This is a genomic window from Lentibacillus sediminis (genome assembly GCF_002763455.1).
GTDB lineage: Bacteria > Bacillota > Bacilli > Bacillales > Amphibacillaceae > Lentibacillus_D > Lentibacillus_D sediminis_A.
Genome location: NZ_NIXK01000001.1, coordinates 436,532 through 457,267 on the forward strand (window position 1 = coordinate 436,532; position 20,736 = coordinate 457,267).

Annotated in this window: 16 protein-coding genes and 1 pseudogene; 16 read left to right on the forward strand and 1 reads right to left on the reverse strand. The window is 33.7% G+C overall.

Features of this window, described 5'->3' with window-relative positions:
* Window positions 1-89 precede the first annotated feature (89 nt).
* The 9 genes from CEG13_RS02035 (at window position 90) to CEG13_RS02075 (ending at window position 10,805) form a co-directional block, all read left to right on the forward strand.
* Window positions 90-1,241, forward strand: coding sequence for an ATP-grasp domain-containing protein (locus CEG13_RS02035; RefSeq protein ID WP_100010092.1), 1,152 nt, complete (start codon window positions 90-92; stop codon window positions 1,239-1,241).
* A 174-nt stretch (window positions 1,242-1,415) separates the two neighbouring features.
* The gene (locus CEG13_RS02040) at window positions 1,416-2,528 is read left to right on the forward strand and encodes a glycosyltransferase (RefSeq protein ID WP_100010093.1); all 1,113 of its coding nucleotides are present in this window, start codon (window positions 1,416-1,418) and stop codon (window positions 2,526-2,528) included.
* A 170-nt stretch (window positions 2,529-2,698) separates the two neighbouring features.
* Window positions 2,699-3,844: an ATP-grasp domain-containing protein gene (locus CEG13_RS02045; protein ID WP_100010094.1), complete on the forward strand. Its 1,146-nt coding sequence runs from the start codon at window positions 2,699-2,701 to the stop codon at window positions 3,842-3,844.
* A gap of 27 nt (window positions 3,845-3,871) precedes the next feature.
* The gene (locus tag CEG13_RS02050) at window positions 3,872-4,546 is read left to right on the forward strand and encodes a GNAT family N-acetyltransferase (protein WP_143469643.1); all 675 of its coding nucleotides are present in this window, start codon (window positions 3,872-3,874) and stop codon (window positions 4,544-4,546) included.
* Window positions 4,547-4,551: 5 nt separating this feature from the next.
* Window positions 4,552-5,280 (forward strand): DUF2334 domain-containing protein, encoded by a 729-nt coding sequence (locus CEG13_RS02055; protein WP_100010096.1) that lies wholly within the window; start codon window positions 4,552-4,554, stop codon window positions 5,278-5,280.
* Between the two features lie 228 nt (window positions 5,281-5,508).
* A complete protein-coding gene (locus CEG13_RS02060; RefSeq protein ID WP_100010097.1) occupies window positions 5,509-6,801 on the forward strand; it encodes a lipopolysaccharide biosynthesis protein in 1,293 nt (430 codons plus the stop codon).
* A 238-nt stretch (window positions 6,802-7,039) separates the two neighbouring features.
* Window positions 7,040-8,329 carry an O-antigen ligase family protein gene (locus tag CEG13_RS02065; RefSeq protein WP_100010098.1) on the forward strand — a complete coding sequence of 430 codons (1,290 nt, stop codon included), beginning with the start codon at window positions 7,040-7,042 and terminating at the stop codon, window positions 8,327-8,329.
* Between the two features lie 99 nt (window positions 8,330-8,428).
* Window positions 8,429-9,808: a UDP-glucose dehydrogenase family protein gene (locus CEG13_RS02070; RefSeq protein ID WP_100010099.1), complete on the forward strand. Its 1,380-nt coding sequence runs from the start codon at window positions 8,429-8,431 to the stop codon at window positions 9,806-9,808.
* Window positions 9,780-10,805: a GDP-mannose 4,6-dehydratase gene (locus tag CEG13_RS02075; RefSeq protein ID WP_100010100.1), complete on the forward strand. Its 1,026-nt coding sequence runs from the start codon at window positions 9,780-9,782 to the stop codon at window positions 10,803-10,805. The genes CEG13_RS02070 and CEG13_RS02075 overlap by 29 nt, the downstream gene beginning before the upstream one ends.
* 259 nt (window positions 10,806-11,064) lie before the next feature.
* On the opposite strand, the gene CEG13_RS02080 is transcribed toward CEG13_RS02075, so the two are convergent.
* Window positions 11,065-12,414 (reverse strand): hypothetical protein, encoded by a 1,350-nt coding sequence (locus CEG13_RS02080; RefSeq protein ID WP_100010101.1) that lies wholly within the window; start codon window positions 12,412-12,414, stop codon window positions 11,065-11,067.
* 829 nt (window positions 12,415-13,243) lie between these two features.
* On the opposite strand from CEG13_RS02080, the gene CEG13_RS02085 reads away from it, so the two are divergent.
* The 7 genes and pseudogenes from CEG13_RS02085 (at window position 13,244) to CEG13_RS02115 (ending at window position 20,727) form a co-directional block, all read left to right on the forward strand.
* A complete protein-coding gene (locus CEG13_RS02085; protein ID WP_100010102.1) occupies window positions 13,244-13,645 on the forward strand; it encodes a VanZ family protein in 402 nt (133 codons plus the stop codon).
* 276 nt (window positions 13,646-13,921) lie between these two features.
* Entirely contained in the window at window positions 13,922-15,649 is a 1,728-nt protein-coding gene (locus CEG13_RS02090) for an ATP-dependent nuclease (RefSeq protein WP_100010103.1), read from the forward strand.
* Entirely contained in the window at window positions 15,637-17,181 is a 1,545-nt protein-coding gene (locus tag CEG13_RS02095) for a UvrD-helicase domain-containing protein (RefSeq protein WP_100010104.1), read from the forward strand. The genes CEG13_RS02090 and CEG13_RS02095 overlap by 13 nt, the downstream gene beginning before the upstream one ends.
* A 288-nt stretch (window positions 17,182-17,469) precedes the next feature.
* Window positions 17,470-17,709, forward strand: coding sequence for a VanZ family protein (locus CEG13_RS02100; protein WP_100010105.1), 240 nt, complete (start codon window positions 17,470-17,472; stop codon window positions 17,707-17,709).
* Window positions 17,710-17,914: 205 nt separating this feature from the next.
* Window positions 17,915-18,856: an LCP family glycopolymer transferase gene (locus CEG13_RS02105; RefSeq protein ID WP_100010106.1), complete on the forward strand. Its 942-nt coding sequence runs from the start codon at window positions 17,915-17,917 to the stop codon at window positions 18,854-18,856.
* Between the two features lie 16 nt (window positions 18,857-18,872).
* A pseudogene (locus CEG13_RS02110) lies at window positions 18,873-19,435 on the forward strand (NAD-dependent epimerase/dehydratase family protein); the annotation flags it as partial.
* 272 nt (window positions 19,436-19,707) lie between these two features.
* Window positions 19,708-20,727: a hypothetical protein gene (locus CEG13_RS02115; protein ID WP_100010107.1), complete on the forward strand. Its 1,020-nt coding sequence runs from the start codon at window positions 19,708-19,710 to the stop codon at window positions 20,725-20,727.
* The last annotated feature ends 9 nt before the right edge of the window (window positions 20,728-20,736 follow it).

The window sequence follows — 20,736 nt, forward strand, 5'->3', positions numbered from 1 at the left end:
GATAACTATACACCAATTTATGATTTTCCGTAATTTGACATTCCCTTCTAAATAATGAACAAATAATTATCTGGAATTGAGGTTAGCGAATGATTAATTATCCTGCTATTCCCAATAAAATAATAGTGGTAGGTGGCAATCATCATAATGCATTAGGGATTATAAGAAGTTTAGGTGAAATGGGTTGCAAAGTTTTTTTTATTACAAAATCTAATAAAAAAAGCTTTGTAAGTAAAAGCAAATTTATTACGATGGATTGGTATATTGAAAGAGAAGAAGAACTAATCAATATATTAATGGAAGAATTCAGCAATGAACAATCTAAACCAATTATTTTCCCATCAGATGATGATGCAATTAAAATGTTAGACAAGTATATGCGTACATTAAATAAAAGTTTTATTTTACCAAATATCAAAAATAAAGAAAAAGCCATTTTAAAATACATGAATAAAGACACAATGACTAAATTAGCTTTAAACCATGGCTTTTTTGTTCCGGTGGGCTGCGTCCTTGATTTTAAAAAAGTAAACGATATAGAAGCATATTTAGATAAATATCATCTCAAATACCCGTGTATTGTAAAGCCTCTGCAAAGCATAGGTGGCTCTAAGAAGGATATTAAGATATGTAACAATTTTGTAGAGACAAAAAAATATTTATATAGTTTAAAAGGTATATACAGAGAAGTAATTATACAAGAATATATCGAAAAGGAGGCGGAGGTAGGTATACAGGGGATATCGACGATAAACAATAAGGAGATCATAATCCCAGGTATTATCAGAAAAGTGAGGCAGTCAGTATTAAGTTTGGGTAGTACAACCTATGCAGATATTTCTGTGTCGCACCCTTCTGTAGATGTAGATAAGATCACTACCTTAATGAAATCTTTAGGATATAATGGTATTTTTGATATGGAACTAATATTAAGCAAAGGTAAGTTGTATTTTATAGAGCTGAATTTTAGAAATGGAGCTTATGGATATGCTCTCACCAAGGCAGGTATTAATTTGCCTTATTTGTGGTGCCTGGATGCAATAAATATAGATATCTCAAATCATATAAAAAAAGTGGGTCGAAAATATACTTTAATGAGCGAGTTTGCAGATTTCCGTAACGTTATAACTAAGAAGTTAAAGTTTTTAAAATGGCTAAAGCAATTTATAGAGGCAGATGTCTATTTAATATTAAATAAAAATGATATTAAGCCTTTTATTTATAAATTACTGTATAAATAATTTTAAAGGCGGATAGATAAGTAGTAATCGAAAAGGATAGAATATTATTTTACTGTTGCTATTAAAAATCATACTTTCCACTTCTTTTATTTATAACAAATATTTTTATAAAGGTACAAGTTTAACAAATGTGCATACAAAACTATGTCTAGATAAGTTAAGGGAGAGTTATTTTTGAAAATACTTCATATTATTAGTGGGTTGGGATCCGGAGGTGCACAAAAATTAATAGAAGAAACTGTCCCATTAATTAACGACTATCCAAATGTTGAAGTTGAAGTGCTCTTGCTCAATGACCGTAACAATGTTTTTGATAAAAAGTTAAAAAATAGTGGAATTAAAGTAGAAGTTATACCTTATAGAAATCCACGCAGCCCTTTAAATATTTTTTACATAAAAAAATACTTGAATAATGGTAAGTACGATATAGTGCATGTCCACCTTTTTCCGACAAATTATTGGGTGTCTTTAGCCTCAAAATTATCGTTTAAAAATAATCACAAGTTAATATTCACAGAGCATAGTACCCATAATATAAGAAGAGAAAAATGGTACTTTAAGTACATTGATGCTTTCATTTATTCAAATTATGACAAAGTTATCTCTATAAGTGAAAAAACTCAAGAAAATCTCTTGACATGGCTGAAAATACCAAATAATAAAACCAACAAGTTTATAGTAATAGAAAATGGCATAAATGTAAGACGTTTCTTTGAAGCTACACCATATGAGAAAAGTGAGTTCAATGGTAATCTTAATAAAGATAATAAATTGCTTTGTATGGTAGGTCGCTTTGGAAAACAAAAGGACCAATCAACGATTATAAAAGCAATGAAAAAGTTACCCGATGATAGCCATCTAATCCTTATAGGAGAAGGTGAATTAAAACAAAAAAATGAGAAACTAGCAAAAGAATTAGGTGTGCGTAGTAGAGTTCATTTTCTTGGCGTAAGAAATGATGTGGAAAAAATACTTAAAACAGTTGATTTAATAATTTTATCTTCTCATTGGGAGGGCTTTGGTCTGGCAGCTGTGGAAGGAATGGCTGCCGAGAAGCCAGTCATCGCAAGTAATGTTGCTGGATTAAGGGAAGTAGTAAAAGGAGCAGGAATTTTATTCGAAAAAGGAAATAGCGATGATTTAGTTGAGAAGATAAACATGTTAATTAATAATAGGGAAAATAAAAAATACATTTCATCACTATGCTCGAAAAGGGCTAACCAGTATGATATTAATAACATGGTTGAAAAATATTTAAATTTGTATATAGAAGTTTTAAAGGTTTGAAGATAATACTGTTACTAACAGAATTTGTTTTTTATAATATCAAGAAAACAACTATTCTCATTATAAATAATACCTTCTATTGAGAAAAAGAGTATCAGATGATGCACTGTGGGTAGTTTAAGGAACTTTATAGACAACTTAGATAACGTCAGTTGAATGGAGGCTAGCCTATGAAAAAAGAAGCTCACATCCAGAATGAAGTAATAGTATTGGGTGGGAACCACCACAATGAATTAGGAATCATAAGAAGTTTGGGAGAGGTTGGCTGTAAAGTCTATTTTATAGCGGTAAATGTTAAAAACAGTTTTGTAGTTAAAAGTAAGTATATTACTGATTATTGGTTTGCTTTTGAAGAAGATGATTTATTAGATATACTCCTACAAAAATTTAGTGATGGTAAACTTAAACCTATTATCATCCCATCGAATGACGACACTGTCGCGATCTTAGATAAAAATCTTGATGTGCTTAAGAAAAAGTTTATCTTGCCAAACATTAAAAATCAAGAGAATGCTATACTAAAACAAATGAATAAAATGCAAATGACCAATTTAGCAGAGAAACATGGTTTTTTAGTTCCTAAAGGTTTTATTTTTAACCTTAATGATATCGAGAACTTACAGTCATACTTGGATAAAAAAGAAATTGAATATCCATGTATTGTTAAACCACTCCAAAGTCTAGAAGGGCCAAAAAGTGATATAATTATAAACAATAATATTAATGAGTTAGCTGCAAATTTGAAGAAGGTTAAAGACAAGTATAACGAGGTCTTAATTCAAGAGTATATTAGAAAAGAAGAAGAAGTAGGAGTTCAAGGATTAGCGCAAAAAGACGCGAAAATTATTATTCCAAGTGTAATAAAAAGAATCAGAGAATCTTCAACGGCTCCAAGTACTACATATGCAAAACTTATTAACCCCCAAATGCCTGTGGAAATTGAGAAACTTAAATCTATGATTAAAGATTTAGAGTATAAAGGTATATTTGACGTGGATTTAATAGTAAGTAAAGGACGTTATTATTTCATAGAAATAAACTTTAGAAATGGAGCATATGGCTATGCTGTGACGAAAGCCGGAGTGAATATGCCAGAGTTGTGGTGTCTGGACGCAATAGGAAAAAATATATCTATATCAAAAACGACAATAAATAAAAGAACTACTCTCATGAGTGAGTTTGCGGATTTTAAAAATATTTTCCTAAAAAAAGTCAATATAATTAAATGGTTCAGTCAATATATTACCGCAGATGCACATTTAATAATTAATAGAAAAGATCTCAAACCATTTATCTTTAAATTTATTTATAGATAGAATTTCGAAGAAACCTATGGAGTGTTAATGATGATATCAAAAATAAAGTATTACATAAAACTTGCGATCAAAAAGCCATACTTAATTTTGTCGTTTATTTATAAAAAACACTTAGGTGTTATAATATCGATACCTATTAATGATAAAGAATTACCTATTGTCAACAAAGAGATTACAACTGTAAAGTCTGATGATGCTAATAAAATAAGTAATTTTTATAAAAGAATGAATAGAGATTCTGTGGATCTGAATGTTATAAAAAGTTGGCTAGATTGGGGTAACGATTGCTTTTTGGTTTATTATAACGAAATAATTGTAGGGGGGATGTGGGTATTTAAAAATGAAATTACTTTAAATAATACAAGTGGAAGGACTATATCAAGTCAAAAAACATTAAAAATAAATGGTGACACTTTATATGGCGGAAATGTAATAATAGATGAGAATTATAGAGGGAATGGTATTAACCAATATTTACTACATTATGTTATAAAGTATTATGCTGTTAATAGTGACTATAAAAATATGTTTATTATTACAGGCGCAAGCAATGGAGCTTATATAAGATCAACAATGAAATGTAACGGTAGATTAATAGGTATTGCTCAAGTTAGAAATATACTTGGGATTAAACGTAGAAAAGAAATTTTTTTAGATAAGAAAGAAAAGACATGGGATAATAGTGAAGTCTTGAAGGGGTAAATAGAATGTATTTAATACGTTTAGATGATGCATCTGAATATATGGATGTGGAAAAATGGAATAGAATTGAAAAGTTGCTAGATAGATATTCAATAAAACCAATTGTTGGAGTAATACCAAATAATCAAGATAAAGAATTAGTTAACAGTTATAGTTTTGATCCAGAATTTTGGTACAAGGCTAAAAGTTGGCAAGAAAAAAAATGGGCGATAGCATTACATGGGTATACTCATGTTTACTCGACAAGTAAGGGTGGTATTAACCCTATTAATTTTCAGTCTGAATTTGCGGGAGTTCCATTGGAAGAGCAGAAAAGAAAAATTTCTAAGGGAATTAAAGTATTTCGAAATTATGGTATTGAAACTAAAATTTTTTTTGCGCCTTCACATACGTTTGATCATAATACACTTCGAGCATTAAAGTTAACAAGTCACATAAGGATTATTAGTGACACTATTGCTAATGATATTTATAAAAGAAAAGAATTTCATTTTATTCCACAGCAATCTGGAAGTGTGAGAAGACTGCCATTTAAGCTAACTACATTCTGTTACCATCCAAATAATATGAATGAAGAGGATTTTATTTTATTAGAGAATTTTTTTGAAAAACATAAATCGGAGTTTACCTGTTTTCATAAGTTGAATTTTGCTGATAGAAAAGCAACTATATATGATAAATTTTTAAAGAAAGCATACTTTTCAATTAGATCGATTCGCAATATGTTTCGTTGAGTATAGTTTTTTGTAGACGATTAGAATGGCCTAATATATCTTAGAGTTGGCTAAATAATGCTTGGAAATCCACTTTATACAATCTTAAGACCAGCCCCATTAAACTTATTTTTTATATTGTTTTGCGTTAGGGACGTAATCATTTTATTGGGGGGATATTTGAATTAAGCCTTGGTACTAATTAACGGTATAGTTTCATTAAAAAGTACAGGTTTGGAAGGAAAAGGTATGAGAAGGAAAATAGGAAGATTTTTTAAATCACCATTTATACGAAATGTAATCATCATGGCAACAGGAACTATTGGAGCACAGGCGGTAACAATGGCTGTATCTCCAATTATTACAAGGTTATATGGCCCTGAAGCGTTTGGAGTCATGGGAGTATTTAATACACTGATCAATATTATTGTCCCGGTCTCTGCCTTAACCTATCCACTTGCAATTGTGTTACCAAAAAGTAATGAAGATGCAAAGGGACTTATCTATCTTTCTTTGATAGTAACAGGATTTGTAACAACATTATCGCTTTTAATACTTCTTTTCATTGGTAATCAAATTGTTAATGTTTTTAATTTACAAGAGGCTTCTATCTTTTTATACTTAATTCCTTTAGTTGTTATCTTTTCGGGCTTAATGCAAGTTATTAGACAATGGTTAATTAGGACTAAACAGTTTTCAATAAATGCACGTGCTACCTTTTATCAGTCTCTATTAATAAATGGCGGAAAAGTCGGGATTGGCTTTTTCTATCCGTTTTCATCCGTGTTGGTTTTATTAACTGCCTTGGGCAATGGACTAAGATCCATGTTAATGATTATATTAATTAAAAAGTCAACTTACAAATATAGTAAAAAACCAAAGAAAAAAACAAGGTATGACTTGAAAGGCTTAGCTAGAAGATATTATGATTTTCCGATATATCGGGCACCAGAGTCATTTATAAATGCTGTATCTCAAGGGCTACCAGTGCTTTTACTGACAGTTTTCTTTGGTCCTGCTGCAGCAGGGTTTTATACAATAGGGTGGACTGTATTATCTTTACCAACTCGATTAATAGGCGAAGCTATAGGAGATGTTTTTTATCCACGGGTAGCTGAGGCTTCAAATAACAAGGAAAACGTTGGTACTATAATAAAGAAGGCAACACTATTGCTGGGTGGGGTTGGAATTATTCCATATGGTTTGGTCGTTTTATTTGGCCCGTTTTTATTTAGCTTTGTTTTTGGAGACGATTGGGTTGTAGCTGGAGAATATGCAAGGTGGATTGCATTATTAGGTTTCACGAACTTTATAAATAAACCAAGTATACGATCGTTAGCAGTGTTAAATGCTCAAAGATTTCATTTGATCTTTACAATTATTATGCTAATTACAAGGATAACTCTATTGGTAATAGGTGTATATATATTTTCAAGTGATGTTGTAGCTATCGCGTTATTTGGTATTTCAGGTGCAATATTAAATATCGGTTTAATAATTATTACTTTGAAAATAAGTCGAAAAAGATATGACAGTATATAGTAATTTACGAATTATGATGTTGTATCATTCAACCAGGCATGCAAATAGGCTTGCTGAAAAAAGCATTTGGAATTTGCTATTAGTTCAAGCTTTTTAATGCGAGCAAAAATTGAATATAACAACTGTTTTATAACATCTTGGGCAGTAGTTTATCCACCGACTAATGCTTGAAAAGGTTACAACTTTAAATTCATTAAAGGTATGATTTTAATATTACAGGGAAGATTGGAGAATTTACATGAAAATCATATCAATATATTTATTTTTTTTAGGATGGACAGCGGCATTCGCATTACCTTATTTTCCTATAACCAGGATTATAGGTATTATAATGTTATTCTCCATTCTGTTTACTTTTAATTACAAGAAAAAATTAGGTTTAGATAAACGCTTAATAACTCTAATGTATTTATTGTTTTTAAGCTTTATTGTGTCATACATTTTTCAAATAATTCATATAGGGCCCAGTTTTACCGGGTTTGGTCATACGCTGCTATTTCTTGGTGTAATTATTTTACACTTTGTAGTGGTTTTAGTAGCAATATCATTAACCGGGTACCCCACAAATAAAATATATAAGTTTATATCTTGGGGAGTTATATTTGTATCTCTGATAACAATCATTGAATTTATTTCGAGAAACTTTTTAAATATGGAGTTTAATTTACTTAGGATTTCAACGGATTATATTGCTACATATTCAATTTCTGGAGAACGTTTTATTAGAGCTAGAGGTACTGTTATTGAATCAGGACACCTTGCACTTTATCTGTTAATGTTTGCCCCTTTTGTATATCATTATCATATGAATATAAATGGAAGCAAAATGAAAACCATTATCAGTCTAGTGTCGGTGGTTTTAGCAGTATTATTTACATTTAGTGCAGCTGGATTCGCGGAATTATCTGTAGTTATATTGATTATCTTGGGAGTATATATAATAAAATTGCTTAGACAAGGATTTAAACTCTCTAAAGTCATTGTAATATATCCATTATTTTTCTCTATAATTAGTTTCGGCATTTATTACTTTGTCTATGGGAATGGCAATTTATCATTTCTTTCGGGGATATTTGGTAAATTAACGTTCGAAAATTCCACGATTTATGACGGTAACTCAAGGTTGTCTAGGTGGTACAGAGCCTGGGAGTTATTTAAGGAGAGTCCTGTAGTTGGCCAAGGATCAGGTATAGCATCCATTACCCATGGTACGGGCAGTACAAATCTTTATCTGGATATCCTTGCAGGCAATGGTTTGATAGGTCTTTTAATATTTTTGTTTATACTAGTTTACCATTTAAATCTAATATTTAAAATGGAAGGCCATGTCAAATATATTTATTTGGTATCCTTTAGTACGATGGCTATACATTATGCAATTATATCCGATTATTGGTATCCATGGATGTGGATGTTGCTTGTTATGATTAATGTACAATACTATAGGCAAGAGAAATTGGAACCTGATAAACCCATTAAACAAGAAACTTTAGCATCGGAGAAGCATTTCTATAACGTGAAAATTTGAGGGTGGTTAGGAATATTATAGGTTATACAAAAAAGAATCCCCTGGTAGATAATGAGTCTCATCGAAATCATCTCGAGTACATCAAAGGAGTGAATAACTATGCACAACATAGCAGTAGCAGGCACAGGCTATGTCGGTCTCGTTGCAGGCGTATGTTTCGCCGAAATGGGCCATCAAGTAACCTGTGTTGATATAGATGAAGAAAAAGTAAATACAATGAAACAAGGCACCTCTCCAATTTATGAAACAGATTTGGAAGAGTTAATGCAGAAAAATTACGCAGCTGGAAGAATTGATTATACAACAGATTATCAAGCAGCTTACAAAAATGCGGATGCTGTTTTTATCGGTGTGGGCACTCCGGAACAGCCGGATGGGTCTGCCAATCTGTCCTACATTGCAACCGTGGCAAGGCAGATTGCGGAGTCCATCGAAAATGATTGCCTGGTCGTTGTGAAGTCTACCGTACCGGTTGGAACGAATGATAAGGTGGACCAGTTTATGCAAGACTTTTTGGTCAATGATGTAAAGGTAGAAGTCGCCTCCAATCCGGAGTTTTTGGCCCAAGGATCTGCTGTACATGACACGTTGCATGCAGAAAGAATCATTATTGGAACGGAAAGTGAATGGGCGGAAGATCTGTTAATGAAGATTTATGAGCCGTTTGGATTGCCAATCGTCTCCGTAAATAGAAGATCCGCGGAAATGATTAAGTATGCCTCCAATGATTTTCTTGCTTTGAAGATATCCTATATGAATGACATTGCCAACCTCTGTGAACTCGTAGGTGCGGATATTCAGGACGTAGCAAAAGGAATGAGTTTTGACGAACGCATCGGCAGCAAATTCTTAAATGCCGGAATTGGTTTTGGCGGATCATGTTTCCCGAAAGATACGAAAGCGCTGGATTATATCGCGAGACAAAATGGCTATGACTTGAAAACTGTAAAAGCAGCCATCGATATTAATAAAGATCAAAAAACCGTGTTATATAAAAAAGCAAGCAAGCGACTCATCACCTTCAGCGGGCTGAAAGTAGCGGTATTAGGCCTAACATTTAAACCAGGCACGGACGACTTGAGAGAAGCTGCCTCTTTGGAAAATGTTCCATTGTTACTAGAGCAGGGTGCGGATATTTATGCTTTTGACCCAGTGGGTGCCAGTAACTTTGCAAAATTCCATCCAGAAGGAAGAAGTGGCAATGGAACGATTACCTATGTTTCCAATATCGAGCATGCATTGGATGGGGCTAACGTCTGCTTTGTTTTCACCGAATGGGGAGAAGTAAAAGCAGTAACACCAGATACGTACCAAAAATTAATGAGAACTCCATTAGTGTATGATGGAAGAAACATTTATGATGTGGTAGAAATGGAACAGGCAGGAGTGGAATATCACTCGATCGGAAGGAAAGCTGGGACGAGGGAAAGCGCAAAGGAGTCGAAAAATATTGGAACACAAACCGTTAGATCCCGGTAAAGTATACCTGGTTACCGGAGCAGCCGGCTTTATAGGCTATTATTTATCCAAGAAACTGCTTGACCAAGGCTGCCGCGTTATAGGTATAGACAATATCAATGATTACTATGATGTAAACCTGAAACATACTCGTTTGGACCAGTTAAAACCACATGAGAACTTCACCTTTATCAAAGGCGATATTTCTGATAAGGAATTGGTGTTAAGCACATTTGAAGAATACAAGCCAAACATCGTGGTAAACCTGGCCGCTCAAGCTGGCGTTCGATATTCGATTGAAAACCCGGACGTTTACATCCAAAGCAATATCATCGGCTTTTATAACATTCTCGAAGCATGCAGGTTCAACCCAGTGGATCACCTGGTATACGCTTCCTCCAGTTCTGTGTACGGAGCCAACAAAAAGGTCCCATTTGAAGAATCCGATTTCGTGGACAATCCCGTCTCCCTCTACGCATCGACGAAGAAGTCCAATGAACTGATGACACACACGTACAGCCACCTGTACAATATCCCGGCAACCGGCCTGCGCTTCTTCACCGTCTACGGACCAATGGGAAGACCAGACATGGCGTACTTTGGATTTACTGATAAATATTTCGCCGGAGACCCAATTAAGATATTTAATAACGGTGACTTTGAGAACGACCTATATCGAGATTTCACCTATATAGACGACATCATTGAAGGAATGGAGCGGCTCATCGGTGTGCCTCCTGAAACTGACGTGCCGCATAAGGTGTTTAACATTGGCAATAACAGCCCTGAAAAGCTGATGGTATTCATCCATGCCTTGGAGAATGCCCTCAGTGGCGCTTTAGGTAATCAGGTAGAATTCAAGAAGGAGTTCGAACCCATTAAGCCAGGAGATGTGCCAGCAACCTATGCTTCGACTGATCTTCTGCAGAAAGCTGTAGGATTTAAGCCGGAGACTTCGATTGATGAAGGCTTGCGGAAGTTTGCTGAGTGGTATGTTGGGTATTATGGAGTGGAGTGAAGGGAAGTTAAGGGATCGTGAGATCCCTTTATTAATTTCTTTTTTAAATGAGTGTGAAGTTCTATTAAAATGATTCAAAACTTCACAAGTGAGTAAAATTTAGAATACCAGCTCAAACTACCACGGAGATTTTGTAAGCCGAATAAAATAACCTGTAAAACCTCTCATTAACCCTGATATTATAGGGTTAAACTTTGAATTTTGCAATTGTAGTGACCAAATTTAACATTTATCAATTTTTTCTTGGTTCATGGAGTGTTTATTGGTTTTTTAACGTTTCTATTTTAGTTAATACCCGGGTTATTAACGGAAAAATAATAAACGATATTAAAAGTAGCAGGAAGGTTAGGCTTGTTACTATTACGTTGTCTCCTAAATCTAACAATAATGATATTAATAATAAAATACCAGTACAAAGCATTACACAAATATTAATTCTTGAAAAAATTTCTTTATATGTGTAATTTTTTCGTTTCCTTATTAATATCAAACAATTCTTGTAAAAGAAGAAAAAAAGCGGTATTATTAAAATGATTAACACAGTATTTTGTTCTGAGCCAATATAATTCGCTAACAGATTAAATGTTTTATTAAGGCTGGTGATTATCAGCTGTTCTACTTTTGGTGAAATAATATCTTTGAAAAACTCAGAGAATAAAGCAATACTAAAAGCACCAATTAATATAATGAAGATCAATTTATTAATACTATCTTTTTGGGCCTTTGAATAACTTTTGTAAGCATCAATTAATTGTAATATTTTATCAAACCAATAATTAACTAATTTCTTTACATATGAGTAGGAATAATTTTCGTGTTGATTAATCCAGTTTTTCTTTCGGGTAATAAAACCCCGATCATTTAAGTAGGAAGTGTATAAATTTCTTGCATTGTCGATTACTTGGGTAAAGTTAAATATTAAACTAACAATAAAAGCAAATAACATCACAATGTTCGTTTCAGCGTTCTCAGAAATATTGGTTTGCAATCCAAAATCTAAAATCGAAGAGCCAAGTAGAAATACAAAAAGCAATATCCATAATACAAGTTTACGGGTTGCTTTTTTTACGTTGTTGTCTATAGTACCTTCACTAAATAAAAAGATAACTATAAATAAGTAGGCTACAAAACTATATGTAAACGCAAGTTGGTTATTCGGAAAAAGTTCTGTAAATATTTTATTTAAGAAAAAGAAGGAGACCATTATTACAACTGAAAACCAAATAACTGTTTTAATAAAATGTGAGCGCAAATTTATTTCCTTAAAGATAAAATAGAAATCGAGAAAAACACTAGGTAAGTTGAGGTTTTCAGAACTGAAATTTAATGAATATATAATTAAAAACAGGAATAAAGTAAATCCATAAATTAACCAAAAAGCTGACCAGTAGAGACCTGCTTCGATATTAGAGTGGCTTTGCAAAATATACATAATAAAACTTAGTAATATGCAAATTAGAATGGAGACTAAGGCAAAATAAAGAAGGTGTATTAATAAATTGATAGACCTTTTAATAAGTTTATTATTCGAATCGGAAAATTGCTGTAAGGCAGTTTGAAAAAAGTAAGTAATTGGCGGGAGTGGGCACGGCAATTTTAGGTTTTGCAATTTTTTATCTCCTATCGTTTACATTATAGTACTAAGTATAAATAATGACCCAGATTAAATATTTATTTTCTTTACTATAAAGCAAGGATTCAAATAATACAAACGAGCCCCCTCTCAAGCCCCGTATTACATCACTGTGAAAATATGTTGATAGGCTAAGCAAGAGCTAGCTACTTATAATCCTCTTAAGGAAACTGCGGTCGTAGATTTTGAACTGCTGCAGGAGAGCAGTTATTTTCAGCAATCAATGTGCACGCCAGAAGACCAGTTTCTAGGCGACACAGGCGAGAAACCAAGCAATACATTATAAGCATAGTGAGGTTGGCTATAACGTTGCAGTACGGAAGATGGTAGCTGGAATTGTTGGATGAGCATGTAGAGTAGCGCCGTATCATATTAAGACGGTATGAAAAGGCTCTTTGGCATATTGATGGAAATTAATTTCAGTCGGAATTGAAAAACAAAAAATACAATCGCTAGCTGAATGCATAACGATTGATCAAGCAGCAACGGGAGTTTCTCGACAAGAAATCATTGAGCGTCTTGAACAAGAAAATATCGGGGCGCGCCCTGTTTGGAAGCCTATGCATCTTTAGCCACCCTTTGAAGGTGTAACCTATTATTCCCATGAAAAAGGGAGTAGTGTTTCCGATTACTTGTTTGAACATGGATTATGCTTGCCAAGCGGTTCTAATATGAAGTGGAGGATCAGGAGAGGATCATCCAATTTATGTAGGAATTGCTTAATATATAAAATAGGGTAGTAGTTTATAGATAAAAGAATCAGGTTACAATAAACCAATACCTAAAAACGGAAAGCTGTGAGCTGATGAAGTATTTTCTGCTTACATTATGGGCGGTGTTTATATTTATCTCCACCTGTACAGAAAATGTATTTGCATTCTTTAGAGATTGGAAGATTTCTTTTGATTTCAATCCAAACCCAACTTGGGATACGTTCCTGCAGCTCTATCCATTAGCACAAGCAAGCATGCTGGAACTCATCGGGCATTTTATTATGTTCCTGATCCTCACCTTCTTGTTAATGGGAGTTTTCCATGAGATTGGGCATGTGTTCATCCTTGCTGTTACTTATGCATTCCTGACAGAGGTGCTGCAAGTTTACTTCGGCAGGGGCGGAGATTTGTATGATATTGCTGCTAATGTGTTGGGGATTGGGGTTGGCTTGGTGGTTGGGAGTTATTTGCAGAAAGTGTATGTTACGAGTTGAGACAGGAAATCCTCACGTGCTGGGGATTTCCTGAGTTTTTCTGCCAACGTTAAAATTTTTGGAGATTCTTGCAGGATTTTAAAGTACATTGTCGAATATATCTCTGAAAGGAAAAATGTCTTTATTAAGTCTGACATAAAAATAGGAATCGCGATGTCTATGGTGTTTGTAGGATGTGCACTTTATGCAAGCGATGCAATCGCAAAGCAATATCTTATGAGGAAGTTTTTGTCATGAAAAATCTTGCTTGTAAACTATTATTTTTGGGGGATTATAATGATTTTTGAACATTTAACCATTCAAAACTTCAGAAACTTTGAAGAAGCATCTATAGACTTGACTAACCGTAATATTGTGTTTGGCTTGAATGATATAGGCAAAAGCAACTTTTTAAGTGCAATTCGTTTTTTATTAGATAGAAACTATAGAAGAAATGGTTTTATGGATTCAGACTTTTACGATAAGGACACGGGGAAAGAAATAGCCATTACACTTAGAATTAATATTGCTGAAGAAGAAAATGATGACAACAAGAAAATTTATACTATGATGGGTGGATCAATACCTTCAGATGTGAAAGAAGTTTATATTCAACTTAAATCAACATATGATGACGAGACTCTTTTAGGTGAACCCAATCTTTATTGGGGTGCTGACTTAGAAGAACTAGAAGAAGTTCCAAGTAGCCAAACTTTTTATGATCTTGATAAATTTTTTAATGTGGTTTACATTGATTCTTCGATTCAGTTGGAAAATACATTTAAGCGATATTCGAAAGAAATACTTAAGGACGAATCAAGTTTAAGTGACGTAGAAAGAACTAAACTTGGTAATAATATTAACAGGTTAAATAAGAATGTAAGCCAGCTTTCAGCAATTAAATCTTTTAAAAAAGAATTAGTTAAGGAATACAAGAAATTTAAAGACGAAAGAAATTTCAATGTTTCTATCCAATCTGAGATTGAATTAAGTAATATTCATGATAAACTAAGGCCATATATACAAGATGAAAGACATGAAAATTATCCAACTTCTGGGGATGGAAGAAAGAAGATTCTTGCTTACACGCTTTTTACGTTAGAAAATCGAAGGCTAGAAGATAGAAAAATAAATATTTTTTTAATTGAAGAGTTAGAGAATCATTTACATAGATCTATGCAAATATCCTTATCTTATCAAATTTTTTCTGATAAGTTATTTAAGTATTTATTTATGACCACTCATTCGTCTTTAATCGTTAGTCAAATGGATAATGCAAATTTAATTAAACTATTTAAAGAAAATACTCAGATTATAGGAAGATCGTACGTTTACAAAGTTCCAGAAAAATATAAAACGTTAAAACAAAAGTTGAACCAAAACTTGGCTGAAGCAATCTATGCAGATGTGGTCCTACTTGTTGAAGGTCCATCTGAAAAAACATTATTTGAACGAATTTTAAATGAAAAGTGTGAGCGATATGAGAGTTTTGGAGGTTATATACTGGAAGTAGATGGAATTAATTTTAGCGAATATTATAAGGTCTTGACAGAACTTGGTATTAAGGTAATAGTGAAAACAGATAATGATTTAAAAAAAGTTAATAGCAGACCTAAGTGTAACCTCATTGGAGTAAATAGATGTCAGAGGCTTATTGAGAGAAAAGAGTTTCCAAGTAAAGATATTGACACTAATAGATTTGAAAATGATTCTAATTATAAGATTGAACAAAAAAGATTTATATATAGCAAATTAAATGGCACTATTAAAAGATTAGAAAGAAATCATATTTACCTATCTGAAGTTGATTTAGAGAATGATTTATATGAAGTGATTCCAAGGGCGATGGATAGACTCGCGAGAAGGAATAATAGTTCTAAAAATGGTGTGGACTTCTTACAAAACGCTAAACTTATTAACATGATTGATTTGTGCACGGACCTAAGTAAACATACAATAACAAAGGTTTATAACAATGAAAGATTTAAATGTTTAAAGGTGTTGGTTGAATTATGTTGCCGTTAGATCAGGGTATCAGAAATGAAATCCTTACTGCCCAAGGAAATATTGTGATAAGTGCAAGCGCAGGCACAGGAAAAACACACACTACAATAGAACGTATTATCAAAGATTCGGAGGAAAATAAAGGTTACCAAACCTTTGCAGCTATCACTTTTACCCGGAAAGCCTCAAAAGAAATTATAAAAAGACTTGGACCAAAAAAGGGAGAAGGTTTTGTTGGAACGAATGACAATTTTATTTGGTTAGAGATTATTCAACCGTTTATGTATGATGTCTTTGGTAAGGATTTTAAGAAAGAAATAAAACCAGACTTTAGCGACGAAAATCAAATTAATACTTTTCAACAAGGGATTGAAAAGGTTAGAAATACAAGCTTAATGTGCAAATATAGTAATGTGAGAGAGAACTTTGCATTTCAGTTGGCGCTTAAAATAATAAAGAAGTCACATTCCTGCAGGAGATATTTAAAATCTAAATATTATCGATTATATGTTGATGAGTATCAAGATAGTGATGTTGACATGCATAATTTTTTTATGTATTTAAGTGACGAACTTAAAATCCCTCTATTCATCGTTGGTGATTCTAAGCAATCCATATATAGATGGCGAGGAGCATATAGTGATGGATTTAAAGAGTTGATGGAAAAAGAGGTTTTCAATGATTTTGAGCTATATCATAACTTTAGATCAAACAGAGTTATCCAAAATTATTCGAATATATTTATGGAAGAAGTAAGAAAACATTATCACTATACTGAGTTTAATAATGAGGTGATTCTATATAAATATAATAATGAACATGAAGCAGCTGAATATATTAATAGTTGGCTTGATGTTAATAAGAAATGCGCCTTTTTAAACTTTAGTAATGCCAATGCAGAAAGGTGGAGTCAACATTTAAATAATGTGGGGATCCCATTTGTTTTTATACCTGGCTCACCTTTAGATCGTACTAATCTTGAAAGTGAACATATATGGATAGTAAGATCTATAGCTCATTATTTACTACAACATAGATATAGCGAGTATGATTTTATGGATGAAATTCCAATGCCTGAGGCTTACAGGATTTCTGAAATTAGAAAAAGACTAGTTAATATAATGAATGCAAAAAACGCATTAGAACAATTCCGAAATGATTGTTTAAACCTATACTCATATCTTGGTTATAACAATACTGTTGAAAAAATTATTAATGAAATTGAAAGATTATACGACGTAGTAAATGATAAAAGATACACTCCTACCTACAACCAAGACTCATATGAATTAACATCAGGTACTATTCATTCGTCAAAAGGACTTGAATTCGAACAAGTGATTATAAATGCTGGAGATTATAATTTTTCTTCTGGGGATGGAATCAACTTTCTGCATTATGTTGCGATTTCAAGGCCAGAGGAAAGGTTATTAATAATTGCTCAAAATTTTAATATAGAAAGATATAAAGGTTATATAGATGATGCAATTTTAAAGACACAAGGTCTAGGAAAAAATATTGCTATTGATGATGTTATAAAAATTATTGAGTAGTTACTACCTTGTTACCGAGACAATAATATGTGGCCAATTAGACAGTCTATGCTGTCAGGATATAGGCGGAAGTAATGACCAAATCAGATAAAAGGGAAAGTAGACAGGTAACCTCTTTCTTTCCCTTCGATGTGTTATTTACTGATATTATGGGCAGTGTTTATATTTATCTCCACTTGCACGGAAAATGTATTTGTATTCTATAGAGATTGGAAGATTTTTTTTGATTTCGATCCAACCCCGAACTGGGAAACGTTCCTGCAGCTCTAGCCACTCGTCCAAGCAAGCATGCTGGAACTCATAGGCCATTTCATCATGTTGCTGGTCCTCACCTTCTTATTAATGGCAGTTTTTCGCGAGGTTGGACATGTCCTCATCCTTGCTGTCACTTACGCATTCCTGACAGAGGTGCTGCAAGTTTACTTCGGCAGGGGCGGGGATTTGTATGATGTTGCAGCTAATGTGTTGGGGATTGGAGTCGGTTTGGTGGTTGGGAGTTATTTGCAGAAAGTGTATATTACGAATTGAGGCAGGAATCTTGAGGATTACAAGCCAAACATTTTGGTAAATCTGGCTGCTCAAGCAGGGAGCGATATTCAATTGAGAACCCAGATGTCTATATTTAGAGTTTTCAAGAACCCGATTTCGTGACCAATCTCATCTTACTCTTACGTCCAGCGAACTGATTAATTCGAATGCTGGTACATTTACATACTAATAAAGGACGATAAAAATGACTGGAAAGAGATCAACCCAACTTAAAAAACCAAAACGCCTTTGGCTGAAAATAACATTAATCACACTCGGTGTAATGTTCGTTTTAGCAGGGAGTGCTGCGATATATGCCTATTCTATTTATGATAATGCAAAGGTAACGGTTAATGAGCAGATGCATCAAAAAGTAACGGAAATTGATCCAAAAGTGACCAAGCAAAAGGTAAGTGAACAGGAACCATTGAACATTTTGCTGCTAGGAGTCGACAAGCGTGCCAATGATACCGGACGTTCAGATGCATTGATGGTATTATCCCTGGATCCAAAGAATGATAAAATGCAATTGGTTAGCATCCCCCGTGATACACGAACTACTATGGTAGGGAAGGGATTTGAGGACAAGATAAACCATGCTTATGCATTTGGCGGAACCGACATGTCTATTTCTACCGTTGAAAGTTTACTGGATATCGAACTGGACTACTATGTCGAAATGAACATGGAAGGCTTAGCAGATATGGTGGACGCAGTTGGTGGAATAACCGTAAATAACGATCTTGATTGGCATGACGGTGGATATCATTTCAAAAAGGGCGAAATCACCTTAAATGGACCACAAACGATGAAATATGTGAGAATGCGCTATCAAGACCCAGATGGTGACTTCGGAAGAACGGAGAGACAGCGCCAAGTCATCCAAGCAGTAATAGATAAGGGAGCCAACATAGCCTCCGTTAATAAACTTGACGATATGATCGATGTACTGGGTAATAACATGTCCACAAACATGGATTTTGCCGACATGCGCAATCTGCTATTGAACTACAATAGCGTAAGACATAACGCTGTAAGTTACATGATGCAAGGAAGCGGTACGACAATTGATGGCACCTATTATTATATCGTTCCGGATGAAGAGGTAGCGAAAGTGCATGAGATGATTGTGGGGGTGGGGTCTTAGTAAAGAGGGGATCTGTTTCGAGGACCATCTCGTCTCCCTCTACACATCCACGAAGAAGTACAATGAACTGATGGCTCATACATACAGCCACCTGTACAAGATCCCAGCAACCGGCCTGCTCTTCTTTATCGTCTACGGACCAATGGGCAGACCAGACATGGCATACTTCGGATTCACCGATAAATATTTCGCCGACGAATCAATTAAGATATTCAACAACGGCTTGACTTCGGGAAGGACCTATATCGAGATTTCACCTATATCGATGACATCGTTGAAGGAATGGAACGGCTTATTGGATTGCCGCCTGAGGCTGACGTGCCGCTTAACATCGGCAACAACAGTCCAGAGAAGCTGATGGTATTCATCCACGCGCTGAGGAATGCCCTGAGTGGTGCTTTGGGCAGGGAGGTAGAATTTAAGAAGGAGATTGAGCCTATTAAGCCAGGCGATGTACCAGCAACCTATGCATCAACTGATCTGCTGTAGCAGGCGGTAGGATTTAAGCCAGAGACCTCGATTGATCAAGGGCTGCGGAGGTTTGCGGATTGGTATGTTGGGTATTTATGGGGGGGGTAGTTTAGGGATCGTAAGATCCCTTTTTTATCGTTATTTAGTTTCAATCTCGATTTATATGAGATCTTACTTGCCAAAATGGCAATTTTATTGACAATTTTAGCCATTAGTTACAAAATAGTATTGAGGCCATTTTAAATTATTTTATTAATGACTATGCACTACCATTATAACTGAAATTCAAACTAGACAATCAGAAGCTAAACTTAAACCTTTATTTGTTGACTTCTGATTTTTTATAAAAAATTACAAGAATAATAAAATAAGGAGCAATTATGAAGAGAAAGAGTTTAATTGACTTTTATAGAGAAACAGACTATACCACTACAAGTTTATCTGTCAGAGGTATCGCCCCTAGACCTAGCGAATGGAATGTGCCACTTTTTATAAAAAATGTCTATCCTTCAAATGTTGATTTATTCAAAAGATCTTACAATAACAATCAGATTGAGATTGAATTAGATCAACAGGATTTAGATTATTTTAAAGCATTGTTGTTACATGAATCGTTGTTTAATTTCTATAAATCTTTTTATAATTACCTATGTGCCTTGAAACTTTTTGATGGTGGACTTCAACATTGGATAGAGATAACAGCATATTATGCTAAATTGTATTTAGCAAACAGTATTATTACCTTAGTAGGAAAGTCTAGATACATAGTTACTGGGAGCAGTAATAACTTCGTTGAAGAGATTTATAAATTAGTTAATAGTAAAGGATATCATAGAAATATAAATAAAAATGGTAGGTTTATACCTAGTCATGCAAAATATGGCATTGAAATTAATATTAATCCATTTATAAACGAAGGAAAGCTAATGATTATTAATAATTTAGGTAGCGGTGGTTCACATGGTTATATCTGGAGAAAGTATTCGGAATTACATACAGAAGAAATTGATATCACTAAAATGACCTATAGTTATCCACAGCATCTATCGGATCACAGAAATCTCGAAAACTATTCTTTTGAAGGTTATAAACAGTTGGATTTTAATTTAGAGGTAGAAAACTTTAAAGGTTACTTTCAAAGAGACTCTATCAAAGAGCAATCAAAATTAATTTATACAAGTGAAACCGCTATTATACTTGGAGTAATTGGTGAGTTGTTTAATTTATATGAGGAATTTCAAGTAAGTAAACTGCCAATTGAAAAGGAAAAATTGATACATATGTGCAGATATACACTGGGTGATTCCGGCCAATCTATAAAATTGGCAGATTTAATAGATTCTGGTTTTCCAAGTAAGAATAAATATTTAGATGAGTATTTTCTATTTGAGTCTCAATAATTATTTTTT